The sequence below is a fragment of the Rhodococcus sp. IEGM 1351 genome, from assembly GCF_030056875.1.
GTDB classification, from domain to species: domain Bacteria; phylum Actinomycetota; class Actinomycetes; order Mycobacteriales; family Mycobacteriaceae; genus Rhodococcus_F; species Rhodococcus_F opacus.
Genome location: NZ_JASHKU010000068.1, coordinates 1 through 3,581 on the forward strand (window position 1 = coordinate 1; position 3,581 = coordinate 3,581).

1 protein-coding gene is annotated in these 3,581 nt (G+C 68.7%); it reads right to left on the reverse strand.

The genetic code is table 11. The features are described 5' to 3' along the window. A partial coding sequence (locus QM806_RS40725; protein ID WP_283295023.1) for a non-ribosomal peptide synthetase occupies nucleotides 1-3,581 on the reverse strand: 3,581 nt, incomplete at both ends.

The window sequence follows — 3,581 nt, forward strand, 5'->3', positions numbered from 1 at the left end:
TGGTGGTGTCGTATTGGTTGAGGAACCAGATGCGTTGCTGGGCGGGCGACAACGGCACGAACTCGGGTTGGTTCCCCGGAGTGGGCACCGGCAACGGGGCATCGTTCGAGTCGTGGTCGAGGTGGGTGGACAGGACCCGTGGTGTCCGGTCCTCGAACACGGTCCGGACGTCGATGTGGGTGTGCAGCATCGAATTGACCCGCGCCACCACCCGTGTCGCCGTCAGCGAGTTTCCGCCCGCCTCGAAGAAGTTGTCGTCGACACCGACGTGCTCGAGCCCCAGAACGGCCGCAAACGCGTTCGCGACGGTCTCCTCGACGGGCGACGTCGGTCGGTGCGCGGGATCGGCCGGGGAGTCGAACCGGGGAGCGGGCAGCGCGGCGCGATCGAGTTTGCCGACGGGGGTCAGCGGGATCCGGTCGATCGGCACGATCGCACCGGGCACCATGTGCGCCGGAAGTCGTTCGGTGAGATAGGCAGAGAGTCGTGCCGGGGCGAGCTCCGCGGAACCGACGACATAGGAGACGAGGATCGGGTCCCCGGCGGGCCCGGTGCGGGTGAGTGTCGCGGCGTATTCCACGTCCGGGTGGTCGCCGAGGACGGAGTCGATCTCGCCGGGTTCGATGCGGAACCCGCGCACCTTCACTTGGAAGTCGGCGCGGCCGAGGTACTCGACCACCCGACCGCCGGACGTGTCGGCGACCCAGCGGACGATGTCGCCGGTCCGGTACATCCGCTCGCCCGCCGGCCCGTATGGAGCGGCGACGAAGCGTCCTGCGGTCAGGCCCGGCCTCCGGTGGTATCCGCGGGCCAGACCTGACCCGGCAATGTACAACTCACCCGGAACGCCGTCCGGGACCGGCTGCAGCCGCGCATCCAGCACCACTTCGTCCGCACCGGCGACCGGGCCGCCGATCGTCACTTCGGACCCGGGTGTGAGCGGCGCGCTGATATTGGACATCACGGTGGTTTCGGTGGGGCCGTAGCCGTTCCGCAGAGCCCGGCCACGGGACCACCGGGTCACCAGACCGGGCGGACACGCTTCTCCGGCCACGAGAATTTCGCCGAACCCGTCGTATCCGTCGAGGTCGTCGGGATCGGCCGAGGCTAGTGCGGCAGTCGGGACGAAGGCATGCGTCACCCGTTGGGCGGCGACGAAGCGGGACAGTTCCGTGCCGCCGACGATGGTCGGCGGGCTGATCACCAGAGTCGCGCCACAGCCGAACGCCAGAAGGTAGTCGAACACCGATCCGTCGAACGAGGGTGACGAGAAGTGGAGCACGCGCGAGTGCCGCCCCGGACCGAGGCCGGCCGCCTGCGCCGCGGCCAGCGTGGCCAGCCCGCGGTGCGGAACCACCACGCCTTTCGGGACACCGGTCGATCCGGACGTGTAGATCAGGTACGCGGGATGGTCGGGTAGCAATGGCCCGCGGCGATCGGCGTCACCGAGGGCACCGCTCGACTGTTGTTCGACCGTCGTGATCGTCCCGGGTTCGTCCAGGACGAGCCACGGCACCGTGTCCGGGAGCCGCTCACGTTGCGGTGTCAGTGTGACGCCGAGCGCGACACCCGAATCGGCGAACATGTCGGCGATGCGTGCGGCGGGATAGCCCGGGTCGATCGGGAGGAAAGCCGCCCCGGTCTTGGCGATCGCCCAGACCGCGAGCACCGAGTCGACGGAACGCGGAATCGCCAGGGCAACGTAGCGTTCCGGGCCGGCGCCGTGCGTGATCAGCAGGCGCGCGAGCCGGTTCGACGCCTCGTCGAGGTCGCGGTAACTCACCGCGCGACCGGAGTCCTCGAGCGCGACGGCGTCCGGATCGAGGGCTGCGGCGTCGGTGACGATCGCGGCGAGCGTGCGGGTGGCGGGTGCGGGACCACCGCGCACGGGCGCGAGCGCGCGGAACTCGTCGTCGCCGAGAAGTCGCACCGACGCGACGGTCGTCTCCGGTGCCGTCGCGATGACCTCCAGTGCCCGGCACATGTGGGCCGCGATCGCCTCGGTGTCGTTGCGGCTGAGGAACTCCGGCAGAAACTCGAACTTGAGGTGGAGTGTGGTGTCGGTGGTGGTGGTGGCGAGTGCGAGGGGGTAGTGGGTGGCGTCGGTGGCGGAGGTGGTGGTGATGGTGAGGTCGGTGGGTGGGGTGGTGGTGTGGTGGGGGTAGTTCTCGTGGACGGTGATGGTGTCGAAGGTGGTGGCGTGGGGGTTGGGGATGTGGGTGAGGGGGAGGTGGTGGTGGTCGAGGAGTTGTGTGTGGGTGGTGTGGGTGTGGTGGAGGAGGGTGGTGAGGGTGTCGGTGGGGTGGAGGGTGATGCGGACGGGGATGGTGTTGATGAAGAGTCCGATCATGGTTTCGATGCCGGGGATGTGGGGTGGGCGTCCGGAGACGGTGGTGCCGAAGGTGATGTCGGTAGTGCCGGTGTGGGTGGCGAGGACGAGGGCCCAGGCGGTGTCGAGGATGGTGTGGAGGGTGAGGTCGTGGGTGCGGGCCACGGTCCACAACCCATCGGTGTGCTCCCTTGACAGCGAGACCCGATACTCCTCGGGGAACGTGGATGGGACGCGGCCGCGCGCGGACGGCAGCAGGATCGTCGGTCCCTCGAGTCCGTCGAGGACGTCGGCCCACGCGGCCCGGCTCTCCTCGAGGGACTGCTGGGTGAGCCACTCCAGGTAGCGGCGATACGGGAGGGGTCGAGGCACGGCGCCGGGGTCGGCGTGGTGCTCGTACAACTGGAGGAGTTCGTGCAGGAGAAGGGGCGTGGACCAGCCGTCGAGCAGGATGTGGTGATGAGTGAGTGCGATCTGGTGGTGGGTCGGTCCGTGGGTGATGAGCGTGAGCCGGAGCAGGGGTGGCGCGGTCAGGTCGAACGCGGTGGTGCGGTCGGTGGTGACGATGTCGTGAGCGACCGTCCCGTCGCGTTCGTCGCTGAGATCGTGGTGATTCCAGGGAAGTACTGCAGGAGTGACGATTTGAATCGGTGTGCCGTCGGGAGTGTGTCCGAAAGCGGCGCGGAGGTTCGGGTGACGGCCGAGAAGGGTGTCCGCGGCGTCGCGGAGGCGGTCGGGATCGAGGGGTCCGTCGATGTCGAGGACGAGTTGCACGACGTAGGTGTCGAGGGCCTGGCTGGTCAGTTCGTGGTGGAACAGCAGACCGGCCTGCAAGGGGGTGAGGGGCCAGACGTCGGTGAGGGTGGGGTAGTGGTGGTGGAGTGCGTCGAGGGTGGTTTGGTCGAGGTGGACGAGGTCGAGGTCGCTGGGGGTGAGCCGGCCGGCGCCGGGTCGGCTGATGTGGTCGGCGAGGGCGGTGAGGGCTTCGGTCCACAGGTCGGTGAGCTCGGTGACGTCGGCCGCCGGGAGCACACCGGGCGGATACACCCAGGTGGCGCGCAGGATCGGGACGCCCCCTGATTCGTAGACGTAGGCGTTGACGTCGAGAATCGCTGTGACGGGCACGTTTCCGAGGATCGTGGTGTCGAACTCGATGCTGGTTACCGGTTCCCAGCCGGTTCCGTTCGAGGGCCCGTGCGGCGGGTAGTCGAAGCGGCCGAGGTAGTTGAGGGTGGTTTGGGGTTGGGGGAGG